Origin of the sequence: Allobosea sp. (assembly GCF_035944895.1) — a bacterium.
Taxonomy (GTDB): domain Bacteria; phylum Pseudomonadota; class Alphaproteobacteria; order Rhizobiales; family Beijerinckiaceae; genus Allobosea.
The window spans coordinates 329,424-354,426 of sequence record NZ_DASZAT010000010.1; the positions used below are offsets into that span (position 1 = coordinate 329,424).

23 protein-coding genes are annotated in these 25,003 nt (G+C 68.3%); 10 read left to right on the forward strand and 13 right to left on the reverse strand.

Annotated features, from left to right (window positions below):
* Positions 1 to 5: 5 nt before the first annotated feature.
* The 3 genes from VGV58_RS17210 to VGV58_RS17220 all read right to left on the reverse strand — a co-directional run bounded on the left by VGV58_RS17210 (position 6) and on the right by VGV58_RS17220 (position 3,939).
* Positions 6 to 1,277, reverse strand: coding sequence for a cytochrome b (locus tag VGV58_RS17210; RefSeq protein WP_326875257.1), 1,272 nt, complete (start codon positions 1,275 to 1,277; stop codon positions 6 to 8).
* Between the two features lie 54 nt (positions 1,278 to 1,331).
* Positions 1,332 to 1,883, reverse strand: coding sequence for a ubiquinol-cytochrome c reductase iron-sulfur subunit (petA, locus tag VGV58_RS17215; RefSeq protein ID WP_326875258.1), 552 nt, complete (start codon positions 1,881 to 1,883; stop codon positions 1,332 to 1,334).
* A 190-nt stretch (positions 1,884 to 2,073) separates the two neighbouring features.
* Positions 2,074 to 3,939, reverse strand: a complete 1,866-nt coding sequence (locus VGV58_RS17220) for an ABC transporter ATP-binding protein (protein ID WP_326875259.1) — start codon at positions 3,937 to 3,939, stop codon at positions 2,074 to 2,076.
* Positions 3,940 to 4,073: 134 nt separating this feature from the next.
* Between VGV58_RS17220 and VGV58_RS17225 the strand changes: the two genes are divergently transcribed.
* The 3 genes from VGV58_RS17225 to VGV58_RS17235 all read left to right on the forward strand — a co-directional run bounded on the left by VGV58_RS17225 (position 4,074) and on the right by VGV58_RS17235 (position 6,825).
* A complete protein-coding gene (locus tag VGV58_RS17225; RefSeq protein WP_326876157.1) occupies positions 4,074 to 4,547 on the forward strand; it encodes a tRNA (cytidine(34)-2'-O)-methyltransferase in 474 nt (157 codons plus the stop codon).
* A gap of 14 nt (positions 4,548 to 4,561) precedes the next feature.
* Positions 4,562 to 5,485 (forward strand): oxygen-dependent coproporphyrinogen oxidase, encoded by a 924-nt coding sequence (gene hemF, locus VGV58_RS17230; RefSeq protein WP_326875260.1) that lies wholly within the window; start codon positions 4,562 to 4,564, stop codon positions 5,483 to 5,485.
* A gap of 107 nt (positions 5,486 to 5,592) precedes the next feature.
* Positions 5,593 to 6,825: a hypothetical protein gene (locus tag VGV58_RS17235; protein ID WP_326875261.1), complete on the forward strand. Its 1,233-nt coding sequence runs from the start codon at positions 5,593 to 5,595 to the stop codon at positions 6,823 to 6,825.
* Here the strand turns inward: VGV58_RS17235 and VGV58_RS17240 are convergent.
* Genes VGV58_RS17240 through VGV58_RS17255 form a run of 4 tightly spaced genes read right to left on the reverse strand, consistent with a single transcriptional unit; the run spans position 6,791 to position 9,607 of the window.
* The gene (locus VGV58_RS17240; RefSeq protein ID WP_326875262.1) at positions 6,791 to 8,050 is read right to left on the reverse strand and encodes a CCA tRNA nucleotidyltransferase; all 1,260 of its coding nucleotides are present in this window, start codon (positions 8,048 to 8,050) and stop codon (positions 6,791 to 6,793) included. The genes VGV58_RS17235 and VGV58_RS17240 overlap by 35 nt on opposite strands.
* Positions 8,047 to 8,319 (reverse strand): DUF6111 family protein, encoded by a 273-nt coding sequence (locus VGV58_RS17245; RefSeq protein WP_326875263.1) that lies wholly within the window; start codon positions 8,317 to 8,319, stop codon positions 8,047 to 8,049. The genes VGV58_RS17240 and VGV58_RS17245 overlap by 4 nt, the downstream gene beginning before the upstream one ends.
* Before the next feature lie 14 nt (positions 8,320 to 8,333).
* Positions 8,334 to 9,002, reverse strand: a complete 669-nt coding sequence (locus VGV58_RS17250; protein ID WP_326875264.1) for a CoA pyrophosphatase — start codon at positions 9,000 to 9,002, stop codon at positions 8,334 to 8,336.
* The gene (locus VGV58_RS17255; RefSeq protein WP_465247885.1) at positions 9,002 to 9,607 is read right to left on the reverse strand and encodes a DUF1285 domain-containing protein; all 606 of its coding nucleotides are present in this window, start codon (positions 9,605 to 9,607) and stop codon (positions 9,002 to 9,004) included. Before VGV58_RS17255 ends, VGV58_RS17250 begins: the two co-directional genes overlap by 1 nt.
* Positions 9,608 to 9,768: 161 nt before the next feature.
* Between VGV58_RS17255 and VGV58_RS17260 the strand changes: the two genes are divergently transcribed.
* From VGV58_RS17260 to VGV58_RS17275, 4 genes are read left to right on the forward strand one after another with little or no spacing between them, the layout of a single operon-like run.
* A complete protein-coding gene (locus tag VGV58_RS17260; RefSeq protein WP_326875266.1) occupies positions 9,769 to 10,785 on the forward strand; it encodes an AAA family ATPase in 1,017 nt (338 codons plus the stop codon).
* Positions 10,786 to 10,795: 10 nt separating this feature from the next.
* A complete protein-coding gene (locus VGV58_RS17265) occupies positions 10,796 to 11,713 on the forward strand; it encodes a DUF58 domain-containing protein (protein WP_326875267.1) in 918 nt (305 codons plus the stop codon).
* 15 nt (positions 11,714 to 11,728) lie between these two features.
* On the forward strand, positions 11,729 to 14,557 hold the full coding sequence (locus VGV58_RS17270; protein ID WP_326875268.1) for a DUF4159 domain-containing protein: 2,829 nt from the start codon (positions 11,729 to 11,731) through the stop codon (positions 14,555 to 14,557).
* 18 nt (positions 14,558 to 14,575) lie between these two features.
* Entirely contained in the window at positions 14,576 to 16,663 is a 2,088-nt protein-coding gene (locus VGV58_RS17275) for a hypothetical protein (RefSeq protein ID WP_326875269.1), read from the forward strand.
* A 111-nt stretch (positions 16,664 to 16,774) separates the two neighbouring features.
* Here VGV58_RS17275 and VGV58_RS17280 read toward each other — a convergent pair whose 3' ends face one another.
* From VGV58_RS17280 to VGV58_RS17300, 5 genes are read right to left on the reverse strand one after another with little or no spacing between them, the layout of a single operon-like run.
* Entirely contained in the window at positions 16,775 to 17,275 is a 501-nt protein-coding gene (locus VGV58_RS17280; protein ID WP_326875270.1) for a GNAT family N-acetyltransferase, read from the reverse strand.
* A gap of 46 nt (positions 17,276 to 17,321) precedes the next feature.
* On the reverse strand, positions 17,322 to 18,158 hold the full coding sequence (locus VGV58_RS17285) for an SAM-dependent methyltransferase (protein WP_326875271.1): 837 nt from the start codon (positions 18,156 to 18,158) through the stop codon (positions 17,322 to 17,324).
* Complete coding sequence (locus VGV58_RS17290; RefSeq protein WP_326875272.1) at positions 18,155 to 19,204, reverse strand: glycosyltransferase family 4 protein; 1,050 nt, start codon at positions 19,202 to 19,204, stop codon at positions 18,155 to 18,157. Before VGV58_RS17290 ends, VGV58_RS17285 begins: the two co-directional genes overlap by 4 nt.
* The gene (locus tag VGV58_RS17295) at positions 19,201 to 19,602 is read right to left on the reverse strand and encodes a 6-pyruvoyl trahydropterin synthase family protein (protein ID WP_137879899.1); all 402 of its coding nucleotides are present in this window, start codon (positions 19,600 to 19,602) and stop codon (positions 19,201 to 19,203) included. Before VGV58_RS17295 ends, VGV58_RS17290 begins: the two co-directional genes overlap by 4 nt.
* A 51-nt stretch (positions 19,603 to 19,653) precedes the next feature.
* Entirely contained in the window at positions 19,654 to 20,646 is a 993-nt protein-coding gene (locus VGV58_RS17300; protein WP_414644007.1) for a zinc-dependent alcohol dehydrogenase, read from the reverse strand.
* Positions 20,647 to 20,702: 56 nt separating this feature from the next.
* On the opposite strand from VGV58_RS17300, the gene mdoH reads away from it, so the two are divergent.
* On the forward strand, positions 20,703 to 22,511 hold the full coding sequence (mdoH, locus tag VGV58_RS17305) for a glucans biosynthesis glucosyltransferase MdoH (RefSeq protein WP_326875273.1): 1,809 nt from the start codon (positions 20,703 to 20,705) through the stop codon (positions 22,509 to 22,511).
* Complete coding sequence (locus tag VGV58_RS17310) at positions 22,508 to 23,266, forward strand: FkbM family methyltransferase (protein ID WP_326875274.1); 759 nt, start codon at positions 22,508 to 22,510, stop codon at positions 23,264 to 23,266. The genes mdoH and VGV58_RS17310 overlap by 4 nt, the downstream gene beginning before the upstream one ends.
* 6 nt (positions 23,267 to 23,272) lie before the next feature.
* Here the strand turns inward: VGV58_RS17310 and VGV58_RS17315 are convergent, their stop codons facing one another.
* Complete coding sequence (locus VGV58_RS17315) at positions 23,273 to 23,662, reverse strand: hypothetical protein (RefSeq protein ID WP_326875275.1); 390 nt, start codon at positions 23,660 to 23,662, stop codon at positions 23,273 to 23,275.
* 192 nt (positions 23,663 to 23,854) lie between these two features.
* Here VGV58_RS17315 and VGV58_RS17320 point away from each other — a divergent pair, with 192 nt between their 5' ends.
* Positions 23,855 to 24,838 carry a hypothetical protein gene (locus tag VGV58_RS17320; RefSeq protein ID WP_326875276.1) on the forward strand — a complete coding sequence of 328 codons (984 nt, stop codon included), beginning with the start codon at positions 23,855 to 23,857 and terminating at the stop codon, positions 24,836 to 24,838.
* Positions 24,839 to 25,003 lie beyond the last annotated feature (165 nt).

Sequence of the window (25,003 nt, forward strand, 5' to 3'; positions counted from 1 at the left end):
CTCGTTCAGCCCTTGGCCTGCGGTGCCGAGGCGGTGGCGTGGCCGAGGCGTGCGCCCGAGCCGCCGAGCACCGAGTCGGCGATGGAAGTCGGCAGCGGGGCCGGCCGTTCGAAGATGCCGATCAGCGCCAGCGCCAGGAAGAAGCCGAAATACAGCACCGTCAGGATGCGCGAGATCGTGACATAGGGCTCGTCGGCCGGCATGGCGCCGAGATAGCCGAGGCCGATGCAGACCAGCACGAACATCCAGAAGAACTGGCGCGCGATCGGGCGGTAGGTCATCGACTTGACCTTGGAGGTGTCGATCCAGGGCAGGAAGGCGAGGATCACGATCGCGCCGCCCATGGCGAGCACGCCGCCGAGCTTGTCGGGAATGGCGCGCAGGATCGCGTAGAACGGCAGGAAGTACCATTCCGGCACGATGTGGGCGGGCGTCGAGGCCGGGTTGGCCGGAATGTAGTTGTCGGCGTGGCCCATGAAGTTCGGCTGGTAGAAGACGAACCAGGCGAAGACCAGCATGAAGCAGACCATGCCGAACAGGTCCTTGATCGTCGCATAGGGCGTGAAGGGAACGGTGTCCTTCTTGACGTCCTTGACCTCGACGCCGGTCGGGTTGTTCTGGCCGACATGGTGCAGTGCCCAGATGTGCAGCCCGACGACGCCGGCGATCATGAACGGCAGCAGGAAGTGCAGCGAGAAGAAGCGGTTCAGCGTCGGGTTGTCGACCGAGTAGCCGCCCCACAGGAAGGTGACGATCGTCTCGCCGATCACCGGCAGCGCCGAGAACAGGTTGGTGATGACGGTCGCGCCCCAGAAGGACATCTGGCCCCAGGGCAGCACGTAGCCCATGAAGGCCGTGGCCATCATCAGGAGGAAGATGATGACGCCGAGGATCCAGAGCACCTCGCGCGGCGCCTTGTACGAACCGTAGTACAGGCCGCGGAAGATGTGGATGTAGACCGCCACGAAGAACATCGAGGCGCCGTTGGAGTGCAGGTAGCGCAGCAGCCAGCCGAAGTTCACGTCGCGCATGATGTGCTCGACGGAGTTGAACGCCATGGTCGCGTTCGGCGTGTAGTGCATCGCCAGGATCACGCCGGTGATGATCTGCGCCACCAGCATGAAGGCGAGGATGCCGCCGAAGGTCCACAGCAGGTTGAGGTTGCGCGGCACAGGATAGGAAACCGCGGAATCGTGCATCAGCCGCACGATCGGCAGCCGCGCATCGAGCCAGCGCTCGATCCCGGTCTTCGGTTGGTAGGTGCTGTGCCCGCTCATGCTCGCCTCAAGCTCTCTCAATTCCGCTCGATGCCGTCCTCGCCTTCAGGAGGCTCAGCCGATCTTGATCTTGGTGTCCGCAGTGAACGCGTAGGGCGGCACCGGCAGGTTCAGCGGCGCGGGACCCTTGCGGATGCGGCCGGAGGAATCGTAGTGCGAGCCGTGGCACGGGCAGAACCAGCCATCGAACTCGCCCTTCGGCTCGCCGGGGGCGTTGCCCAGCGGCACGCAGCCGAGATGGGTGCAGTTGCCGTAGACGATGAGATAGCGCTCGTGGCCCGCCTTGGTGCGCTGCTCGTCGGTCTGCGGATCACGCAGCGTCGCGACATCGACGGCCTTGGCCTCGTCGATCTCCTTCTTGGTGCGGTTGCGCACGAAGATCAGCTTGCCGCGCCAGAACAGCTTGATCGCCTGGCCTTCCGCGATCGGGCCGAGGTCGAGATCGATCGGCGCGCCGGCGGCGACGACCTGCGCGTCGGGGGCCAGCTGGCCCAGCAGAGGCACGACGACGGCGGCAGCGCCGACGGCGCCGAAAGCGCCGGTCGTCAGCATCAGAAAATCGCGGCGGGTGGGTTCGGTGCCAGTCGTATCGGTCGCGTGCGCCACGATCCAGTTCCCTGCTCGGCTGCCGGCCTGGCCGGCTGAAACAAATCAAGCGCCCCATGGGGGCGCGGGCGCACAGCCGCCTTGCGGCGGCGCGTCGCCTGCCGCGCTCTTTGGCATGCAGTTTTGACGAAGTCTACTGTCGCGCGTGCCGCAGCCCACTGCATCGCAGCAATGCCGCCGTGCAGTTTACTCAGGCCGGAATCCGCTCACTGTCGGCCAATGCGAGGAAGCCGCCGGACTGCCGGGCCCATAGACGGGCATAGAGCCCGCCGCGACGCACCAGCTCGTCATGGCTGCCCATGTCGACGATCCGGCCCTTGTCGAGCACGATCAGCCGGTCGAGCGCGGCGATGGTCGAAAGCCGGTGCGCGATCGCGATCACAGTCTTTCCTTCCATCAATGTGGAAAGCTGGGCCTGGATTTCGGCCTCGACCTCCGAATCGAGCGCCGATGTTGCTTCGTCCAATATCAGGATAGGAGCGTCCTTGAGCAGCACGCGGGCGATCGCGATACGCTGACGCTGGCCGCCCGACAGCTTCACGCCACGCTCGCCGACACGCGAATCGAAACCCTGGCGGCCATCCTGGTCGGAGAGGCCAAGAACGAAGTCGTGCGCCGCCGCCCGCTTGGCAGCAGCGGCGATCTCATCCTGCGTCGCGCCGATCCGGCCATAGGCGATGTTGTCGCCGATCGAGCGATGCAGCAGCGAATTGTCCTGCGTGACCATGCCGATCTGGCTGCGCAGCGATTCCTGCGTGACATGGGCGATGTCCTGCCCATCGATCAGGATCCGGCCCGAATCGAGCGGGTAGAGCCGCAGCAGCAGGTTGACCAGAGTCGACTTGCCAGCCCCGGACGGGCCGACCAGCCCGATTTTCTCGCCCGGCCTGATCTCGAGGTCGAGATTCTCGAACAGCCCCTGCGGCTTGCCGTAGTTGAAGCGGACATGTTCGAAGCGCACCCCGCCCTGCGCCACCTGGAGCGGCACGGCGTCGGCTGCGTCCGGCAGGTCGTGCGGCTTGGCGATCGTCTCCATGCTCTCCTGCACCGAGCCGATATTCTCGAAGATGCCGCGCACCAGATGGATCAGCCAGCCCGACATCTGCACGAGGCGCAGCACCAGCCCGATCGAGGCCGCGACCGCACCCGGCGTCATCTCGCTTTGGCTCCAGAGATGCAGGCAGAGCCAGGCCGTCGCCACGACCAGCAGGCTGTTCATCGTCTGCAGGATGACGCTGACGCCGGTGATCAGCCGCGACAGGTTGAGGAAGGAGGCGTTCCAGCGCGTCAACGAGTCGCGCACGGCCGAGCGCTCGGCATCGGCGCGGGCGAAGAGCTTCACCGTCAGGATGTTGGTGTAGGAATCGACGATGCGCCCGGTCGTGCTCGAACGTCCCAGCGAATTCGCCTCCGAGCGCTTCTTGGCCCGCGGCACGAAGTAGATCAGCAGCGCGACATAGGCCGCCAGCCAGACGATCACCGGCATGGCGAGCCAGAGGCTGGTCGATCCGAAGAAGCCGATCGCGACCGAGGCGAAGATCAGCGCATACCAGAGATCGTCGATCACCTCGATCGTCGCGCCGCGGATCGCCTGCCCTGCCTGGATCACCCGCGACGAGAGCCGGCCGGCGAAATCGTTCTGGAAATAGGAGAGCGCGTGGCCGAGCGTGTAGACATGGTTGCGCCAGCGGATCTGGTTGGTGATCTGCGGCACCACCACCTGGTCGACGATGGCGTGGTTGGCGAAATAGACCAGCGGCCGCGCCACGGTCACCACAAGCGCCGCGCCGATCAGCAGCCAGCCATGCTCACTGAAGACCTGTTCGGGCGAGTTCTTGGTCAAAAGGTCGACGAACCAACCGACCATCAGGTACATCGCCGCCTCGATGCCGGAAAAGCCGAGGCCGGTCAGCATGATCAGAGCCATCCAGCCCTTCACGCCCCTGATGTGGTGCCACATGAAGCGGAACACGCCGGTCGGCGGCGTCTGCCGCTCGTCGAAGGGCGCGAACACGTCGATGCGGCTTTCAAGGAAACGGAAGAGCGGGGCGAACATGGACTTGAGGAGGCCCTCCTCGGGCAGCTGGCGATGACGACGCTTCGTTATATGGGTCCACTGCCAAATGAAGGCCAGAGCATGGCCGAGCTGCTGCTTGACGCGTGCCTTGCGTGGGCAGCATGACGCCCCTCATGCTACGCCTCGCCCTCTACCAGCCCGACATCCCGCAGAACGCCGGCACGATGATCCGCCTGGCGGCCTGCCTTGGCATTGCCGTCGACATCGTCGAGCCGGCCGCCTTCGACGTCTCCGACCGCAATTTCCGCCGTTCCGGCATGGACTATATCGAGCGGGCGGCGGTGGCGCGCCATGATTCCTTCCGCGCCTTCGAGACCTGGCGGCGCGAGGCCGGCCATCGTCTGGTCCTGGCCGAGACCGACGGCGCCTGTGCCCATATCGACTTCGCCTTCCGGCCCGGCGACATCGTCATGGTCGGGCGCGAAAGCGCAGGCGTTCCGCCGGAGGTCTATGCTGCGGCGGAAGCCAGCGTGCGCATCCCGATGCGCCGTGATTTGCGCTCGCTCAATGTCGCCATGGCCGCGGCGATGGTAGTGGGCGAGGCGCTGCGCCAGCTCGGTGCCTATCCCGCACCGACCGACGCCTGATGAAGAGACCGCACATGACCGCACAAGCCACGCCAACCCCAGCTGTCGATCCCGCCGTCGTCGAAGCCCTGAAACCGCGCGCCGCCGCCTGGTTCGAAAGCCTGCGCGACCGCATCTGCGCCGCCTTCGAGCAGATCGAGGATGAGGCGACCGGCCCATTTCCCCCTGAGACCGACCAACCCGGCCGCTTCGTTCGCACGCCCTGGCAGCGCAGCAACCATGACGGCGCGCCCGGCGGCGGCGGCGTGATGGCGCTGATGTCGGGCCGCGTCTTCGAGAAGGTCGGCGTCCACGTCTCGACCGTGCATGGCAGCTTCGCGCCGGAATTCGCCGCACAGATTCCCGGCGCCGCGGAAGACCCGCGCTTCCACGCTACCGGCATCTCGCTGATCGCCCATCCCTGGAATCCGCACGCGCCGACCGTGCACATGAACACCCGCTTCGTCGTGACGACGAAGCCCTGGTTCGGCGGCGGCGCCGACCTCACCCCGGTGCTTGATCGCAGGCGCACCCAGGACGATCCCGATGCGCAAGCCTTCCATGCCGCGATGCGCGCCCCTTGCGAGGCCCATGCCGGCGTCGCCGACTACGAGCGCTTCAAGGCTTGGTGCGACGAGTATTTCCACCTCAAGCACCGTAACGAGCCGCGCGGTATCGGCGGCATCTTCTACGACTATGTCTGGACCGGCGATCCGGAAGCCGATCTCGCCTTCACCAAAGCGGTTGGCGAAGCCTTCCTCGACATCTATCCGCGCATCCTGCGCGGCAATCTGGCGACGCCCTGGACGGACGCCGAGCGCCATGAGCAGCAGGTCCGCCGCGGCCGCTATGTCGAGTTCAACCTGCTCTACGACCGCGGCACCATCTTCGGCCTGAAGACCGGCGGCAACGTCGCCTCGATCCTGTCCTCGATGCCGCCGACGGTCAGGTGGCCGTGACGTGACCGCCGGCCCGGTGCGCGCGTCCTCCGCCAAATGAAGGACGCGCCAGGGAGAATCCTGCCTTAGGCCACGGTGACGGAGCGGTCGATCACGGCGGGAACGATATGGCGAGACTGACACACGAGCTTTTCGTCCGAGCCAACGAGATCACGCTCGGCGACGCGGCGGTCGACAACGAGACAAAGCAGCAGATTCGCGCCAAGAAGCTCAACGTCACCGACCGCCTGGAGCAATGCGCCGTCAACGACGGAGCCAATATCCATCAGGGCAAGCCGCCCGGGCCGCATGTCCGCATCATTCACAGGGCCCTGATGAAGCTGCGTGAAGCTTCCGCGGCGAGCCCGGATCTCAACCTCGACGAAATCGAGGGCGAGAGCTTCAACGCGATGATCAAGGCGCTGAAGGCGACGCCGCCGATCTCGCCCGACGAGCTGAAGCGTGGCAGCTACGGCCCCTCCACGGTCGCCCTGGTCTACGCCTACAAGAAGGCCAGGGACATCCGGCGCTCGGCGCAGGCGGCCGTCGACAAGGTCGTCGGCATCCAGACGATCCAGTCGCTCGATGCGGATCTCAATCTGGCCGACGCCAAGCCCGCTCCGGCGCCGGAACCGCAGGCTGCGAAGCCGATGGACATCTTCATCAAGTACAGCGGCTTCGGCAAAGGCATCGCCCCGGGCTCGTGGGACCATGTCACCGACAACCTCTTTCAGAGGACGTTCGTGACTCCGGCCTATCTCAATACCCACGAGAAGCCGATGATCGCCACCTTCTTCGGTGGCCGGGGCGGGCAGGATCCAACCGCAGAGGTCGTCAAGAGAGTCAGGGCGGTGCGTCGCCGCGCGCCCAAGGGGGTCACGGTCGTCGTCGCCTTCAGCGCCGGCGGGTTTTCAGCCTTGCACACCGCCGCCAAGCTGACGGGTCTCGGTATCCGCATCGACTTCGTCGGCATCGCCGACGGCGCCTTCTTCGTCGAGGATGGCGACGTGATCGGCCTGGCGCCGGCCCGGATCAAGGCGCCGGGCAGGATCAATGCCGTCAAAACCCTCAACACCTTCCAGCAGCTCGGCCACGAAGTGCTCCGCGGCAAACCGCCCAACGTCAACACCATGGGGCTTCTGCCGGGAACGGAGGTGCATGGCTCGATCGCGGGGCTGACCGACGACGAGCTCACGGAGGCGAACGACAAGACGATCAGGGAACTTTCGCTGAGCTCCGACAGGATCATCGAAATCCCGATGATCAGGAAACATCGTGTTTCCGACCCCGCGCACATCCGGGCCGTCGCCGCTGGCCAGGACAAGATCAGCGCCGAGGTGTCTCGCCTGTTTGCGCCCTGACCTCGGCGCCGACGGCCTTCGCCGCGACCAGCGCCATCTGCGCATCGCGATCGGCCGGGCACCCCGCCTCGATCCAGGCCTCACGGGCCGCCTCGAGCACCTGCCCGACCTTCGGGCCGGCGTCGACGCCGAGTGCCAGCACATCCTTGCCGGTCGGCAGGAAGGGTGGCGTCCGCACCAGCTCGGCGATCAGCGCTTGCGTGTCAGCCGATCCGCCATCCGCTCCCAGAAGCACCAGCCCGCCCGCGACCGCATCGGCTCCGATGCGATGAGCCAGCCGCCGGAGCGCCGCGATCTCCGGCAGGCTTCCTCTCCCCGACAACGCCTCCAGCGCCGCGGCGATGCCGGAAATCCGCTCGAACTCTGCATTGGAGAGCCGCAGCCGCTCGCGCAGCCTGAGCGCATCCTCGTCGACAGCGACCGCCAAGGCCGCCAGCCGAAAGGCAGGATACACGCCCTCCCCCGGCCCATCGGCGATCGCAGAAAAGCGCGACAGGTGCGGAACGCCGCCGATCACCGGCATCAGCAACCCGGCGCCGGCCATCACCTGCAGCGTTTCCGTTGCACGCGGCGCAACGAGCAATTTGCGCAGCTCCGCCCAGACCCGCTCGCGCGACAGCCCGTCCAGGCCAGCGCGCCCGGCGATGCAGGCATCGAGCGCGCCCCGATCCGGCTCGCCGACGCCGTAGCGGGCATGGAAGCGGAAGAAGCGCAGGATACGCAGGAAATCCTCGGCGATCCGCTCGCCTGCCACACCGATGAAGCGCACCCGCCGCACTGCGAGATCGGCGAGCCCGTCGGCATAGTCGTGCAGTTCGCCCGTCGCATCGAGCCCGAGTGCGTTGATGGTGAAATCGCGCCTGAGCGCATCCTCGCGAAAGTCGCGGCCGAAGGCGACGACGGCGTGGCGACCATCCGTCTCGACATCGCGGCGCAGCGTCGTGACCTCGAAGGGCGCGCCGTCGATCACTACGGTGACGGTGCCGTGCTCGACCCCGGTCGGCACCGCCTTGAAGCCCGCAGCGCGCGCCCGCCGCATCGTCTCTTGCGGCAGGCAGGTCGTGGCGACGTCGATATCGGCGACCGGTTCGCCCAGCAGCACATTGCGCACCGCGCCGCCGACGATACGGGCTTCCTCACCATCACAATTCAGGGCGGCGAGTAGCGCGGCGACGTCGGCGCGCGCCAGCAATTCGCCGAGGCGTTGCCGTTCGACACCCATCATCGCTTCGGCCGGTCGTCGAACTCGCCGGGAACCAACTTGCCGTTCTCGACATGCGGCGGCACGAACGGCCCGGTATGGCGCGGCGCGACCAGGCCGGCATAGATGAAGGAGCCGATGCCCAGCATGAGCCCGACCACCGACAGCCAGAACAGATGGCGACTCCAGTGCTCGACATCGAACGGATTGCGCCGCCGGATCACGAGATAGCCCGCGAACAGGCAGAACGGCAGGACGAAGAGCAGGAACTCCTCGATCAGCGAGCGCAGCATTCGGCGTGACCTCTTTAACCGGCCAGCCGCTCGTAGAGATTGCGGATCATGCCGGCCGTCGCTCCCCAGATATAGCGATCGCCATGCGGCATCGCATAGTAGGTGCGATAGCGGCCGCGGAATTCGCGGCCATGGCGCTGGTGATTGGCCGGATCGAGCAGGAAGGCAAGCGGCGTCTCGAAGGCCTCGTCGACCTCATGCGGGTTGATCGTCAACGCCAGCGGCGGCTCGACCAGCCCGACCACCGGTGTGACGCGATAACCGGTGCCGGTGAGGTAGGCGTCGAGATAGCCGACCGCCCTGACCTTGCCGGGGGCAAGCCCGACTTCCTCCTCCGCCTCGCGCAGCGCCGCGACCAGGGGCGAGCCGTCGGTGGCGTCGATACGCCCGCCCGGAAAGGCGATCTGCGCCGAATGGCTGCGCAACGACGCGGCACGCTGGGTCAGGAGCACGGTCGGCTCGCCCGGATGCAGCACGATCGGGATCAGCACCGCCGCCTCGACCGCGCTGGCTTCGTCGGGGATGTCGATCGGATCGGACTGGAGATCGTGATCGCCGCGCGGCCGCGCGATCAGGTCGCCATGGGCCGGCGGCTCAGGCCTCAAGGTGCGGTGCAGCAGCGCTTCGAGGTCGCCCCCGTTCCAGAACGCCGTGTCGGCGAGCCGCTTGGCAAGATGCTGCATCAGAATCCCTCGATCTCGCTGGCCGGCGCGACCACGTGGAAGACGCCACCGGCCGCGATGCCGAACTGCGCCTCTTCGCCGCCCTCCCTGATCTCGCCGAGCGCCAGCAGATCATAGGTCAGTGCCCGCGTGAGCCGGGCCCAGAGCCCGCGCCGGACATGCACATAAGGCTTCACGCCCTCGTTCGCAGCCCTCTCGAAGCGCAAGATATTGTCAGGCCCGACGGTGACGAGATCGTCGGTGCGGGTCCGGAAGGCGATGCTGCGCCGGTCGCTCTCGCCCTCCACCGCCATCTCGACGGCCTGGAGCGGCGCATCCTCGACGGTGATCCCGACCTTCTCGACCGGGGTCACGAGAAAGTAATCCTCGCCCTCGCGCTTCAGCACCGAGGAGAACAGCTTGACCAGCGCCGGCCGCCCAATCGGCGTGCCCAGATAGAACCAGGTGCCATCCGCAGCGATGCGCATGTCGAGATCGCCGCAGAAGGGCGGGTTCCAGCGCTCCACCGGCGGCAAGCCGCGCGACGGGCCGCTCCCGAGCGCGCTCAGCAGGCGGTTCATCGCGCCCGCGGCCTCTCCAGTCACATCACCTCGCGCTTTCGTCATCGGCATGCCGGTTGCATCGCTCTCTCGCCTTGAACTCTACATAATCGTGAAGCGGACTGTTGTGCACCGCCGCCCTCTGCCCCTTGAGCATGCTCCCTGCGAGGGTCAGAGTTTGGAATCGGACAGGAAGGCCCGCGAGCGTGAGGCTGAAGGAGATCGCAATGGTGGCGCAAGCCCGTGACGCAAACGCCCCGATCAACCTCGACACCGGCATTGTCGAGGCGGCGGAAGCGGCCCTCGCCGCCATCGGCGCCGCCCGCGCCGAGATCGGCCAGGTCATCTTCGGCCAGCAGAAGGTGGTCGATCTCTCGCTGATCACCCTGCTCGCCGGCGGCCACGGCCTGCTCGTCGGCGTGCCCGGCCTCGCCAAGACCAAGCTGGTCGAGGCGATGGGCACGGTGCTCGGCCTCTCGGCCCGCCGCGTCCAGTTCACGCCCGACCTGATGCCCTCCGACATCCTCGGATCCGAAGTGCTCGACGAGAGCGAGGGCGGCAAGCGCCATTTCCGCTTCATCAAGGGCCCGGTCTTCGCCCAGCTCTTGATGGCGGACGAGATCAACCGTGCCTCGCCGCGCACCCAGTCGGCCCTGCTGCAGGCGATGCAGGAGCATCACGTCACCGTCGCGGGCGAGCGTCACGATTTGCCGGCGCCCTTCCACGTGCTGGCCACCCAGAACCCGATCGAGCAGGAAGGCACCTATCCGCTGCCGGAAGCCCAGCTCGACCGCTTCCTCCTGGAGATCGACGTCGGCTATCCTGATCGCGAGGCCGAGCGCCGCATTCTGCTGGAAACCACCGGCGCCGCCGAGCACAAGCCGGTGCAGGCGATGACGGCCGAGACGCTGATGTCGACGCAGCGCCTCGTGCGCCGCCTGCCGGTCGGCGAGGCCGTGGTCGATGCCATCCTCGACCTCGTCCGCTCGGCCCGGCCCGGCGACGGCGAGAAGGCGATCACCGACAAGCTCGCCTGGGGCCCCGGCCCGCGCGCCAGCCAGGCGCTGACCCTCGCTTGCCGCGCCCGTGCCCTCGTCGAGGGTCGCCTGGCCCCCTCGATCGACGACGTTGCCGCCCTCGCCGCTCCCGTGCTGAAGCATCGTATCGCATTGACCTTCGCCGCTCGCGCCGATGGCGAGACCGTCGAGGGTATCGTCGCCAAGCTGGTGGAGCGTCTGGGTTGAGGGCATTCTGATGCTGCGCACCCGCGTCCTCGGCCAATCCGAGCGCCAGCCGGGCCAGCCGGTCCTCAAGGCGTCGCTCGATCTCGCCGCACGCCTGCCCAGGCTGGTGCTGGAGGCGCGGCGGGTCTCGGCCAGCGTGCACGGCATCCATGGCCGCCGGCGTTCCGGCCCCGGAGAGACCTTCTGGCAATACCGGCCGCTGGTCACCGGGGAAGCCGCCTCGCGTATCGACTGGCGCCGCTCGGCCCGCGACGGCCATCTCTTCGTCAGAGAGCGCGAATGGGAGGCCTCGCACGCGATCTGGCTCTGGATCGACCGCTCGGCCTCGATGGGTTTTTCATCTTCGCTCGCCCAGGTCAGCAAGGTCGACCGCGCCTTGATCGCCGGCTTCGCGCTAGCCGAAACGCTGGTCGAGGGCGGCGAGCGCGTCGGGCATCTCGGCCTGACCCGGCCGATGGCCTCGCGCCGCATCGTCGAATTGCTGGCGCAGGCGATCCTGGCCGACCGCCGCAATGGCGAGGCCGACCTGCCGCCGGAAGAGCCGCTGCCGCGCCTCGCCGACGCGATCCTGATCACCGACGGTCTGACGCCGGCCGCAGCACTCGCGAAACGCATCGCCACGTTGGCCAGCAGCGGCGCCAGAGGCCACATCCTGCTGATCGCCGACCCGATCGAGGAGACCTTCCCCTTCTCCGGACAGGCGGAACTATTCGATCTGGAGGATGGTCTGACGCTGCGGGTCGGCGATGCCGGCAAATGGGGCGAGGACTACCGCGAGCGGCTGCAGGCCCATCGCGACGCCATCCGCGAAGCCTGCCGCCATGCCGGCTGGACGCTGACCCTGCACCGGACCGACCGGCCGGCCAGCGAAGGCGTCCTGCGCATCGCCAGCCTGATCGCCGCCTCGCGCGGCGGCCCGGCCGGCTAGCGGGAGGAGACGACGATGCTCTCATCGCTGCCGATCGCCTTCTCTGCCCCGCTGGCCCTGATCGCGCTCGCCCTGCTGCCCGTGCTCTGGCTGATCCTGCGGGTGACGCCGCCGCGGCCGAAGCGCATCGACTTCCCGCCTTTGAAGATCGTGCGCGACCTGATCCCGCAGCGCGAGACGCCGGCGCATACGCCCTGGTGGCTGCTCGCCCTACGCATGGCCGTTGCTGCCCTGGCGATCCTCGCCGTCGCCGGCCCGGTCTGGAACCCGGTGCGCGATGCTGCTGCTTTGCGCGGCCCGCTGCTGCTCCTGGTCGACAACGGTTTTGGCGCCGCGACCGACTGGCTGGAACGCCAGGCCATCGCCGAGAGCCGCATCATGGCCGCCGCGCGCGAAGGCCGGCCCGTCGCGGTCGTCGGCCTCGCCGAGGCGCCGGCCGGGATCGCGCTCGCCGAGCCGCAAGGCGCGCTCGAGCGTCTGCGCGCGCTCGGCCTGCAGCCGCATGCCCCTGATCGCAGCGCCCATCTCCAGCGTCTCGAAGCCTTCTGGCGCGCCCAGCCCCAGGCCGAGACGGTCTGGGTCGCAGATGGCCTCGGTGTCGGCGGCGGCGATGCCGATTTTCTGGCGCGGCTGAAGCAGGAGGCGAGCGCCAATCGGCTCTCGATCCATGCCGGCCCGCCCGAGCAGCGTGCCCTCGCCGCGCCCGAGAACCTCGCCGGCGCGCTGACCGTCAAGGTTCTGCGCCCGACCACGAATGCCGCCGCGAGCGGCCAGGTCCGCGCGCTCGACCTCAAGGGCCTGCCGCTCGGAGATGCCCCCTTCGTCTTCGGCAGCAGCGATCTCGAAACGACCGCGCGCCTCACCCTGCCAATCGAGGTCCGCAACGCCGTCTCGCGGCTGGAGATCGCCGGCGAGCGCAGCGCCGGCGCCGTCGCTTTGCTCGACGACCGGGCCAAGCGTCGCCGCGTCGGCATCGTTTCCGGCGCCACAGCCGATACCGCCCAGCCGCTGCTCTCGCCGACCTATTACGTCTCGCGCGCGCTCTCGCCCTTCGCCGAGATCCGCGAGCCGCGAGCCGGCTCGACCGACCCGGTCGGCGAGTTGCTGGCGCAGAACCTCTCCGTGTTGATCCTCGCCGATATCGGCGCGCTCGATGGCGACACCGCCGCCAAGGTCTCGGCCTTCGTCGAGCGCGGCGGCGTGTTGCTGCGCTTCGCTGGAGCCCGCCTCGCCGCCTCCTCGGACGAGCTGACGCCGGTGCGCCTGCGCCGCGGTGGCCGCACACTCGGCGGCGGCCTCTCCTGGGAGGCGCCGCGCAAGCTCGCGCCCTTCACCCGCGAGAGCCCCTTCTTCGGCTCGTCCCTGGCCGAGGATGTCCGCGTCACCCGCCAGATCCTGGCCGAGCCGGAGCCGGACCTCGCCCGCAAGACCTGGGCGGCGCTGGAGGACGGCACCCCGGTCGTCACCGGCGAGCGCCGCGGCGACGGCGTGCTCGCCATGGTCCATGTCACCGCCGACACGACCTGGTCGAACCTGCCGCTCTCCGGCCTCTTCGTCGAGATGCTGCGCAAGATCGTCGCCATGTCCGGCACAACGGCCGCCGAGAGCCAGGGCGGCGAGATCAAGGTCGAGACCCTGTCGCCGACGCGCGTCCTCGACGGCCAGGGCGCTTTCCGCTCACCGCCGGCAACCGCGCAGCCCGTCGCACGCAACTTCACCGGCCGCGCCACGCTCGCCCACCCGCCGGGCATCTATGGCCCGACCGACGGGGCGATGGCGGTCAACACGCTGGCTCCGGCGGATACGCTGGCAGCGCTCGACCTCGCCGCGCTGGGAGCGCCGATGCTGCCTATCGACCAGCCCGTCGCCCGCGACATCCGCCCGCAACTCCTGGTGCTGGCGCTGCTGCTCCTCGTTGCCGACACGCTGGCGACGCTCTGGCTCGGAGGCCGGATGAACCTCGCCCGCTTCCGCCGTGCGGCCCCTGCTGCGCTGCTCCTCGCCGTCGCCCTCGTGGCCCTCCCTGGCCCGGACACTGCGCAGGCCCAGCAGCAGCCGGCGCCCCCTGCCCCGCCGGCCGATCAGCGCCCGCCGGTGCCGCGCGATCTCGTCACCGCCGCGAGCGCGACCCGGCTCGCCTATGTCCTCACCGGCGACAAGACGGTCGACGACATGTCGAAGGCTGGCATGGCCGGCCTCAACATCGTGCTCGGGGCCCGCACCGCGCTGGAGCCGGGCGAAGCCGCCGGCGTCGACGTCTCCCGCGACGAGCTCGCCCTCTACCCCATTCTCTACTGGCCGGTGGTCGCTGGCCGGCCGATCCCCTCGGCCGAGACGCTGCGCAAGGTCGAGGCCTATATGAAGGGCGGCGGGCTGGTGATCTTCGACACCCGCGACGCGCTGAACGTGCGGCCCGGCGGCGGCACCACGGCGGAGGGCGATCAGCTCCGCCGCATGCTGCAGACGCTCGACATCCCCGAGCTCGAGCCGATCCCGCGCGACCACGTCCTGACCAAGACCTTCTACATCCTCGACGGCTTCGTCGGCCGCTATGACAGCGGCACGACCTGGGTCGAGGTTCTTCCGCCCGCCAGCGAGGATGGCCGCCGACCCGCGCGGGCCGGCGACAATGTCTCGCCGATCGTGATCACCTCGAACGACCTCGCCTCGGCCTGGGCCGTCGGGCGGCGTGGCGAGGCGCTCGTGCCGATGTCCGGCTCCGATCCGCGCCAGCGCGAGATGGCGCTGCGCGCCGGCGTCAATCTCGTGATGTACGCGCTGACCGGCAACTACAAGGCCGATCAGGTCCATGTCCCGGCCCTGCTCGAACGCCTCGGTCAGTAGCGAAGGAAATCCTGCCCGATGTGGAGCCTGACCTTCGCCCCGCTCGTCCCGCTGCCGCTGCTGATCGGCCTCGCCGTTCTGGCCGCGGTCGCCGCCGGCATGGCGCTCGTGCTGGCCGGACGGAGCGCGATCCTGCGTGCGCTGGCGCTCACGGTGCTCGCCGTCGCCCTCGCCGATCCCTCGCTCGTTTTCGAGGATCGCGAGCCGGTCAAGGACGTCGTCGCTGTCGTCGTCGATAAATCCGCCTCGAATCGCCTCTCCGACCGCTCGCAGCAGACGCAAGCCGCCCAGGCCGAGGTCGAGCGGCAATTGCGTGGGGTTTCCGGCGTCGAGGCCCGCACGATCGAGGTCACCGACCAGCAGGGCGCCGGCGACGGCACCCGCCTGTTTGAGGCGCTCGCCTCCGGCCTCGCCGACGTGCCGTCCGAGCGCGTCGCAGGCGCGATCGTTCTGAGCGATGGTCTCGCCCACGACGCGCCCGCCACGGCCGAGGCGCTCGGCCTGCGCGCTCCGCTGCACGTGCTGACCACCGGCCGTGAGCGCGAGATCGACCGGCGCATCGTGCTGGTCGATTCACCGCGCTTCGGCATCGTCGGCAAGGAGCAGAATGTCCGCCTGCGCGTCGTCGAGAAGGGCGGGCCGGGCCGGGCCGCGATCACGGTACGCCGCGACGGTGAGATCATCGCAAGGCGCGAGGCCATCGCCGGCGAGACCGTCCAGGTGCCCGTCCGCATCGATCGCGGCGGCCCGAACGTCATCGAGATCGAGGCCGCTCCGCTCGACAACGAGCTGACGCTCGCCAACAACCGCGCCGTCATCACCATCGACGGGGTGAGAGACAAACTGCGGGTGCTGCTGGTCTCCGGCGAGCCGCATCCGGGCGAGCGCACCTGGCGCAACCTGCTGAAGGCCGACGCCAATGTCGACCTCGTCCATTTCACCATCCTGCGTCCGCCGGAGAAGCAGGATGGCACACCGATCAACGAGCTCTCGCTGATCGCCTTCCCGACGCGCGAGCTGTTCCAGGTCAAGATCAAGGATTTCGACCTGATCATCTTCGACCGCTACGCCAACCAGTCGATCCTGCCGCTGGTCTATTTCGACAACATCGTCCGCTATGTCCGCGACGGCGGCGCCCTGCTGATTGCGGCCGGGCCGGAATATTCCGGCGCCCAGTCGCTGGCACGCACTCCGCTCGGCCAGATCCTGCCGGCGCAGCCCGATGGCAGCGTCATTGACGAGGCCTATCGCGCCCGGGTCAGCGAACCCGGCAAGCGCCACCCCGTCACCCGCGACCTGCCGGGCTCCGAGGTCGAGCCGCCGCGCTGGGGCGAATGGCTGCGCATGGTTGGCGCCCGTACCCGCTCGGGCTCTGCCGTGATGACCGGGCCGGGCGAGCGCCCGTTGTTGCTGCTGGCGCGTGAGCAGAAGGGCCGCGTCGCGCTCTTCCTCTCCGACCATGCCTGGCTCTGGGCCCGCGGCTTCCGCGATGGCGGCCCGCATCTCGATCTGCTGCGTCGCCTCGGCCACTGGCTGATGAAGGAGCCGGACCTCGAGGAGGAGGCGCTGCGCGCCAGCGCCCGTGGCCGCAACATCGAGATCGAGCGCCAGACGCTCGGCGACAACCCGGCTCCCGCGCTCATCACCGCGCCCGACGGTTCGACCCGGACCGTGCCCTTCGAGGCCGGCCGCCCCGGCCTCTTCGTCGCCCGTACCGCAGCGAGCGAGTTCGGCCTGCACAAGATCACCACCGAGAACCTGACCGCCTTCGCCAGCGTCGGCCCGGAGAATCCGCGCGAATTGATGGAGGTGGTCAGCGACCCCGGCAAGCTCCAGGCGCTCGCCGAGGCGACCGGCGGCTCCTCGCGGCGGATCGGCCAGGAGACCGGCTCGGGCGTCACCATCCCGCGCATCGTGCCGGTCCGCTCCGGGCGACAGTTCGCCGGCGCCGACTGGATCGGCCTGCGCATCAGCGATTCCGGCATCGTCCGCGGCGTCTCGATCTCGCCGCTCTTCGTCGGGCTGATCGGCCTTGCCATCCTGTTCGGGGCGCTGGTCGCCGGCTGGATCGGCGAGAGCGGGCGCAGGTTCAAGCGCGAGGCGTGACCACAATCGTCATGCTCGGGCTTGCCCCGAGCATCTCAGGCAAGATGAGGCTCCAAGCAGCGTCTTCTCGTCATGAGATGCTCGGGTCAAGCCCGAGAATGACGCCTTGACCTATCTCAGCGCCGCCACCGCGCCACGACGCTGCGCCAGCACGCCCTCGACCAACTCCAGCGCCAGGAAGCGCCCCGGATCGGCTGGACCGGGCAGGATCAGATGCCCCGGCTTGACCGGCTTGAAGCCGAAGCGGACGTAATAGGGCGCATCGCCGACCAGCAGGATCAGTTCGTGGCCGTGCTCGCGCGCCGCCTCGATCGAAGCGTTCATCAGCGCCGCGCCGATGCCACGTCCCTCGAAGGCGGGATCGACGGTGAGCGGTCCGAGCATCAGCCCTGGCCCGCCACCGGCAAGGATCGGCGTCACCCGGACGGATCCGACCAGAAAGGTGCCGACATGGCTGGCGAAGGACAGTGCCGGGTCATGCGGCGCACCTTCACGCAGGCGCGAGGCGGTGCGCGCATAGCGGCCCGGCCCGAAGGCGCGCTCGTGCAGGCGCTCGATCGCCGCGGCGTCGCCAGGCAGCTCCTGGCGGATGGTGAGGGGAAGCGAGGTCATGGTCGGGATCGCGGCATGGCCGAATTCGGCGTGATTGGCAATGGCCTCACACCGGCCGTGCCCACAGGTCCTGATGGCCGATAGTCACAGAGGCGCCGCGCTTGGCCTCCAGCCAGTTTGCAATGGTCTCTGGCGAGACATGGCCTGTCTCCGTCACGGCGGCGGCGATCCCGGCCGCCAGTTCTCGAACGAGATCGACGTGATCCACGCCTAGCTGCCATGGGCTCTCGCCGACCGTCACCGCTGTGCCAGCCTTGCGGAAGGCCTGCGCCAACGCCTCGGTGGCCTCCGGCCCGGCAGCGGGGCCGAAACCCTTGTCGCTGTGCTGGTGATGGTGGAAAGCCGCCAGCATGCGCTGATCTTCCGGATGCGCCGGTTCCCAGCTCTCGCGCCCGTCATAGGTCAGCACGGTGTAGAGCGGCAGCCGCATGCTGACGAGCGAAGCGACGAAGCGCTCGAGCCAGCGCACCGAGGCAAGATCGAACAAGGCCGCGGCCGTGACGAGGTCTGGCTGCCAGCCGAGCACCCATTCAAGGTCCTTGGTCAGGTCCGCCTGGCGGAAATCGACCGTCAGCGTCTTGTCGTCCTTGCGCAGCACGAGTTCCTCGCCCTGCTCCTGAGCCTCGTCGGCCCATTCGGCGAGCTTGCGCCGCGCCACGGACAACAGGCGCGGATCGGCATCGACCAGCGTCCAGTGTTGGCGAGCAGGCAGCACGCCGTAGCTGCCGCGCAGGTTCGAGCCGGCGCCGCAACCGAGGTCGATGATCGAAAGCGATTGCCGGCCAGCGAAGGTCGAACCCACCGCTGCCAGCACCTGCGGATTGCGGGCTGCATGGTCGGCCGGTTCACGCAGAGCGAGCCAATCGGGAGAAAATCCGCTCATGGGAATACCTTCGCACAGACTTCAGCGACGATCGTCGCAGTCCCGCGCCAGCGCGGCAATGTACCGGCTGCCTGCCAGGCTGCATCGGAGCGCCGCAGACGCTCCTGCCTGTCATCCAACAACCGTGCCAGCCCGGTACGCAGCGCCGCGACATCGCCAGGCGGCACCTTCAATGCAGCCTCGTCAGGCGCCGTCTGCGCCGCCGCACCGCCCGTGGTGCATAGGATCGGCAGGCCGCGCGCCAGCGCCTCGGTCAGCACCATGCCATAGCCCTCGAACAGCGAGGGCATGACGAAGAGATCAGCCTTCGCATAAGCGGCGTCGAGCTCGGCTTGTCCGAATGCTCCGGCGAGCCTGACCCGCTCGGATAGGCCGGCGGTCACGATCTGCTTTTTCAGCGCCGCCGTCGTAGCAGGAACGCGATCATCGGCGCCGACGATGGTGAGACGCCATGGCTTGTCGGTCATCCCCTCCAGTGCCGCGATCAAGACGTCATAGCCCTTGCGCGGCACGAGCGAGCCAACCGCAAGCAGTTCGACGGTCTCGCCATCGGAGCCGACAGCGCGCTCCGCCGGATCGACGCCCGGTTCCGCCACGGTGACCTTCTCCGCCGGTACAGCGAAATCGGTGACGAGCAGCCGCTTCGTCGTCTCGCTCGTGGCGATCACCGCCGACGCATAGCGCAAGGCCGCCGTCTCCCGCCTGACGAACTCGGTAGCCTGCGCCGGTGTCAGTCCCGTCTCAAGCCCGAGCGGATGATGCACCAACGCGACGACACGGCCTGCGAGCCCGGCCGCGACGCTCTCGGGAAAGGCGCCATAGGCGAGCCCGTCGATCAGCAGCACGCTGTCATAGGGCTGCGACAGGATCGCCCGCCCGGTCTCGGCGAGATCGGCCTCGCCTGGATTGGGAAAACTCGCCGGCAGCGGCAGATGCCGCGCCGCGACGCCCATCTCGCTCCATTCCGCCAGCAGCCGCCGGTCATAACCATAGCCGCCGGTCGGCAGCGAGAGATCGCCGGGAATGGCGAAGACGATCTCGCTCACGCGAGCGCGCCCTCATAGCTCGCCCGCGCCAGATCGGTCTCGTGCAGCGTAACGCGGATCCTGGCGAGATCGGCGGCATCGGCGCCGAGCTTGCCGGTGCGGGCCGCCAGTGCCATCGCGTCGAATACGTATTTGCAGAGAAATTCGGTGGTGGTCAGCACGCCCTCGAACTGCGGCAACGTGTCGAGGTTCTTGTAGTTCAGCGGCTTCAGCGTCTCGTTCAGCACGGTCAGCGCCGCGCCGATATCGACCACCACGTTCTGGCGGGTGAGGTTCTCGCGGAAGAAGGCGACATCGACGACGAAGGTCGCGCCATGCATCGCCTGCGCCGGGCCGAAGAACGGATCGGGCAGCGAATGGCCGATCATGATGCGGTCACGGACTTCGACGGAAAACATGGGGCAGTCTCCTTCTGCGCGCGCAGTCTTGGCGAAGGCCGGGGCGCGGCGTCAATAGCGCAAGACGGCGGTCAGCCCCGCGCCGGCGAACAGCGCCGGCAATCGCGCAGACGCATCCCTGAAGGCGATCTCGTCGGTGATCAGCGCATCGAGCCGCTCATCCGCCAGCAGCGCCAGAGCGGCCTGCATGCGGCGGGCATAGTCGAAGCGCGGCCGACGCGACGGCGAAACCTGCCCGACCTGCGAGGAAACCAGCTGCAGGCGCCGGGCATGGAAGGCGCCGCCAAGCGGGGCCGCGACGCTGCCCTCGCCATACCAGCTCAATTCGACGATGCGTGCCTCGAAGCCGGCTGCGCCGATCGCGGTCGCGAGGCCGGCGGCGCTCGCACTGGCATGGAAGACAATGTCGGCATCCACAGGGCAATCGGCCGGCAGCGCAAAGCGGCAGCCCAGCGCCTGCGCAAGCCCGGCGCGGCTTTCGTCGAGATCGACGACCGTCACTTCCGCCCCCGGCAGCCTGGCCGCGATGAACGCCACCAGCAGGCCGAGCACGCCACCGCCGACCACGACAATGCGATCGGCCGGGCCGGAGCCGGCATCCCAATGCGCGTTGAGCGCCGTTTCCATATTGGCAGCGAGCACGGCGCGTCTTGCCGGAAGCGCCTCCGGCAACAGAGTCACGCGGTCCGCAGCAACGACGAAGCGATCCTGATGCGGATGCAGGCAGAACACCGTCCGGCCAAGCAGTTCGTCCGGCCCCGCATCCACCATGCCAACGGCGCAGTAGCCGTATTTCACCGGGAACGGAAAGGCGCCCTGCTGGAGAGGGGCCCGCATGCGCTCATATTCACTCTCGGGCACGCGGCCTTCGAAGACCAGCCGCTCGGTGCCGCGGCTGATGCCGCTCCACAGCGTGCGCACCAGGCAATCGCCCGGCCCGGGCGCCGGCAGCTCCTCGATGTTCAGGACGCATTCACGCGCGGCGGCATACCAGAGCGCGGTCGCCTGCGCGCTTGCTTCATTCGCAATTGCCGGCTTTACCACGCATCGCCCTCCGCGCCGTTCCCCGCCAGCCTCGTGAGCCCATGACGGAAACCGCCATGAACCAGCGTCCCGCTCCGACCACGTTCCAGGCGGCGGCGCAAGAGGACAGCAGGCTGACGCCCGCGGGCTTGCAGTCGGTATCGACCTTGCGGGCGAGGCGCTTTCTGGTCGCGACGTTGAACCTCGCGACGCTGGCTGCCCTGCTCTGGGGCCTCGCGCATGTGCTCTCGGCTGGCGGCTGGAGCCTCGCCGACATCGCGATCTTCATCGCCTTCCTGTTCGGCGCCCCCTGGACCGTGCTCGGCTTCTGGAACGCCGCGATCGGGCTCTGGCTGCTGCACGGCACCAAGGACGGGCTCGCTCAGGTCGCGCCCTTCGCCGCGGCCGGCGAGGCACAGACCCCGCTCGCGATCCGCACAGCCGTGCTGATGACGCTGCGCAATGAGGATCCGGCCCGCGCCTTCGCCCGGCTGCGTATCGTCAAGGAAAGCGTCAACGCGACCGGCGAGGGCGGCTGGTTCGACTATTTCGTGCTCTCCGACACCAACGACCCTGCGGTCGCGGCGCAGGAAGAGGCGCTTGCCGCCGAATTCTCCCGCGATGCCGGCGAGGATTGCACGATCGTCTATCGTCGCCGCAGCGACAATACCGGCTACAAGGCCGGCAATGTCCGCGATTTCTGCGAGCGCTGGGGCGATCGCTACGAATTGATGCTGCCGCTCGACGCAGACAGCGTCATGTCCGGCGAGGCGATCGTGAAGCTCGCCCGGATGATGCAGGCCTATCCCAGGCTCGGCATCCTGCAGAGCCTGGTCGTCGGCATGCCGAGCAAGTCCGCCTTTGCCCGCATCTTCCAGTTCGGCATGCGCCACGGCATGCGGCCCTACACCATGGGCTCGGCCTGGTGGATCGGCGATTGCGGCCCGTTCTGGGGCCACAACGCCATGGTGCGGATCGCCCCCTTCCGCGATCATTGCCATCTGCCGACCGTGCCGGGCGGGCCGCCGCTCGGTGGTCCCATCATGAGCCATGACCAGGTCGAGGCGACCCTGATGCGCCGCGCCGGCTACGAGGTCCGCGTGCTCCCGGTCGAGGCCGGCAGCTGGGAGGAGAACCCGCCGACCATGCTGGAATTCGCCCGGCGCGACCTGCGCTGGTGCCTCGGCAATCTCCAGTACCTGAAGATCATGGACATCCCCGGCCTCAAGGCGATGAGCCGCTTCCAGCTGGCCTGGGCGATCCTGATGTTCATCGGTCTCCCTGCCTGGACACTGATGATCGCGCTCCTGCCGCTGAAGGTGCTGGAGGATCGCGGCATCGCCGATTACCCGGCCGGCTTCGCCGCCTTCCTCTATGTGCTGTTCTTCGCGATGTATCTGTCGCCGAAGCTCGCCGGCTTCGCCGACATCCTGCTGACGAAGGATGGCACGAAGCGCTATGGCGGCACCGCCCGCTTCGTCGCCTCCTCGCTGATCGAGATCGTCTTCGCCTTCCTGCAGGGCGCGGTCTCGACCTTCCGAACGACGCTGTTCATGGTCGGCCTCGCCTTCGGCAAGGCGAAGATCGGCTGGAATGGCCAGGCGCGCGATGCCCATGCCCTCTCCTTCGCCACGGCCTGCGCCGGCCTCTGGCCGCATCTGCTGTTCGGGCTGTACATTTTCGGCACGCTCGCTGTGCTCTCGCCGACGGTGCTGATCTGGTCGCTGCCGCTGACCGCCGGCTACGTCCTCGCTATCCCCTTCGCAATGCTGACTGCGGCGCCCGCCCTGGGAGCCTGGTTCGTCCGCACCGGCCTCTGCGGCATTCCCGAGGATTTCGACCCGCCGGCCGAGATCGTCGCGATCCAGGGCGGCAAGGCGCGATGAAGCCGGTCGCCTACCCGGAGGGCACCGCCCGGAGCCTGTCGCGCTCGCTGCGCGTCTACCATGGCGACCACGTCCGCAAGGCGGCGATGGATTCGCTCTATGCCCGCTTCCTCAGGGCCGGCGATCTAGCCTTCGACATCGGCGCCCATGTCGGCGACCGCATCTCCTCCTTCCGCCGGCTGGGCGCCCGCGTCGTCGCGCTCGAGCCGCAGCCCGGCCCCGCCCGGGCGCTGCGCCTGATCCATGGCCGCGATCCCAAGGTGACGCTGGTCGAGGCCGCCTGCGGCGACAGCCAGGGCAGCGCGACACTGAGGATCAACAGCGCCAACCCGACGGTGTCGACCCTCTCGGGCGAGTTCGTCGATGCGGCCCACGGCCAGGATGGCTGGCGCGAGCAGGTCTGGGACCGCGAGCTCACCGTGCCCTGCTCCACGCTCGATGCGCTGATCGGCGAGCATGGCCTGCCCGCCTTCATCAAGATCGATGTCGAGGGCTTTGAGGCGCATGTCCTCGCCGGCCTCTCGCAGACGCCGCCTGCCCTCTCCTTCGAGTTCACCACGATCCAGCGCGATGTCGCGGACGCCTGCCTCGCGCGGCTCGAAGCGCTTGGGCCCTATCGCTTCAACGTCGCGCTCGGCGAGAGCCAGCAACTCGCCTTCCCTGAACCGATCGGTGGCGAGGCGATGCGCGGTTACCTCCACGATCTCCCGCATGATGCCAATTCGGGCGATGTCTACGCTCTGCTGTCGCGCTGATCTCTCCTAAGCGCCGCTCTGCCCCAACCAGGCGAGCCCGGCCGCGATGAGCAGGCCGAGCCAGCCGGGGTGCCGGCCTTTGGTCGCATAGAGTACAAGGACTGAGCCGGCGAGCGTCGCGATCGCGATGATGCGGATGTGAAGCTTGTGCGTTGTCAGATCGGGCGCCCCGGCGATCACGATCAGCAGCGCCGCCAATCCCCAGCCGAGCACTGAGGTCAGGTGCCAGTTCGCCCAGAGTATCCGCAGATGCCGCTCGCGCAGCGGCGGCGGCGCGAGAAGCGGCACGATCGTCCCTGCCCGCAATTGCCGGAAGATCAGGATCTCGCCGATCACGGAATGGACGATGCCGATCAGGATCATCAGCACGCCGGAGGCCAGCAGATAGCTTTGCATCGAAGGCGGTCCCTGCACGTAAGGACCGGGCGCGCCTCACGCAGCGGCAATCTGGCCTTGCCCGCGTCGATTGCGAAAGCTGCCACGGTGTCGCGCTTTCTTCGCAGGCGCATCGGCTCTATGACCCGGCTCAGCCCACATTCATCTTGCGCTGTCCAGGCTGACCACGAACGCAACCGACCAAGGATGACCATGCTCGCTCTCGTTCGCCCGCTCGCCATCTCCATGACGCTTCTGCTGACCGCCGCCGCGGCCCACGCCGCCGGCGACGTCGCCGTAGAGGTCAAGAACGAGTCGGAGCAGGTTGCCTGCGCCGAGAAGGACAACGTCACCATCAAGGCGATCTCGCCCGAGGTCCGGCGTTTCCGCATCGAGGCGGCGCACCCGGCCTATATCGCCGGCCTGCTGCGCGACAACTGGGACGCCGACTGGACCGATTGCGACATGAGCGGCGATCCCGTCCACAAGGCACCGGTGCCGCCGCAACGCATCACCTTCTACGAGAGCATCGAGTACTGGCTGGTCGGCTACACTTTCGAGAGCTTCTGGCGCCCGGCCGAGACGACCTTCCGGGTCGGCGACCGCGTCGAGAAGGGCCTCCATCTCGTCCAGCTCTGGAAGCTCGGCAAGACCGGCTCCTACGAGGTGCTGGTCGTCTATCCGCAGGACGGCTACTGGCGCGTGCGGCCGCTGCCACCGCAGCAGCTCTCGGCTGCCGCCTATGGCTCCTCCTTCCTGTTCGGACCGGTCGAGCAGGATGGCGCCCGGCCGGTGGTGAACATCAAGGAGATCGCCTTCGATCCCAAGACGCTCTCCTTCAACCTCGCCTTCAAGGATGGCAGCTCGGGCACGCTCAAGCTCGACAGCGTCGACGAGAACCGCATGGTGCTCGACGCCGTGCTCGACAAGCCGGTCGCCGGCGGCAAAGCCTTCGCCGCGCTGCGCTCGATGTATGTCACCGAGTTCAACAACGACGTCGCCCGCATCGCCATCCGCGAGCCCGGCGCCAAGGGTTGGCGCGAGGAGGCCCTGATGCCGTTCACCGGCGGCAAGGCGACCGATGTCTGGATGGGCCGCACCACCCATTCGCGCCACAACACCTCCTCGCCCGACATGGTCTTCCGCAGCTTCTCCAGGGACCCGAATCCGCCGGCCAAGCCGGAGGCGAAGAAGTAGCTCGCCACTCTCCTTTTTCCGCGCGTCATCCCGGACAAGCCGCGCCAGCGGCGCCGATCCGGGATCCATTCCGGAACGCTTCTCGGTGAGGTTCCGGAATGGATCCCGGATCTCCCTTCGGTTGCCCGGGATGACCAGCGCTTGATTATCGATACGAGTGATCGA